Raw genomic sequence first — 795 nt, 5'->3', positions numbered from 1 at the left:
TCTATGCCGAGGTGGTCGCCGCGCGCGACACCTATTTCAAGGCGCAGGAGAAGCTGCTGCACCTGTCGCGCGGCGAGAACTCCGACGCGGAGGCGCGAGCCTTCTTCCGCGCCGAGTCGCGCAGCAGCTTCAACGCCTGGGTGCGGGCGATCGAGCGCAGCGCCGACTACAACGCCGCCGGCAGCGAGCAGTCGCGCAAGGACGCGGAGGCGGACTACGCGGCCGGACACGGCTGGAGCGTGTCGCTGACGCTGGTGTCGGTGCTGGTGGCCGTCGGCCTGGCGCTGCTGCTGCTGGGGCATGTGCGGCGCCTGCTGGGCGGCGATCCGGCCGAGGCGGCCCGGCTGGTGCGGCAGGTCGCCGAGGGCGACCTCAGCGGAGACATCCGCGTGCGTCCCGGTGACCAGCGCAGCCTGATCGCGGCGCTGCATGCGATGCAGCTGAGCCTGCGCCAGGTGGTGGGCGGCGTGCGCCAGGGCAGCGAGTCGGTGGCCAGCGCCAGCGCGCAGATCGCCATGGGCAACAGCGACTTGAGCCAGCGCACCGAGGAACAGGCCAGCGCGCTGGAGCAGACGGCGGCGACGATGACCGAGCTCGGCGAGACGGTGCATCAGACCTCGGAGAACGCGCAGCAGGCCGATCGCCTGGCGCGCTCGGCCAGCGAGGTGGCGCAGCGCGGCGGCGCGGTGGTGGCGCGCTTCGTCGACACGATGCGCGGCATCGACGAGAGCAGCCGCCGCATCGCCGACATCATCGGCACCATCGACGGGATCGCGTTCCAGACCAACATCCTGG

1 protein-coding gene is annotated in these 795 nt (G+C 72.1%); it reads left to right on the top strand.

Translation table 11 applies throughout. The features are described from left to right. Nucleotides 1–795: methyl-accepting chemotaxis protein (locus FUT87_RS17390; protein WP_222617187.1), on the top strand; the 795-nt coding region annotated here is incomplete at both ends.

The organism is Mitsuaria sp. TWR114, from assembly GCF_007997345.1.
The sequence above is the reverse complement of the archived record's forward strand: the minus strand, read 5'-3'. Positions and strand labels throughout refer to the sequence as shown.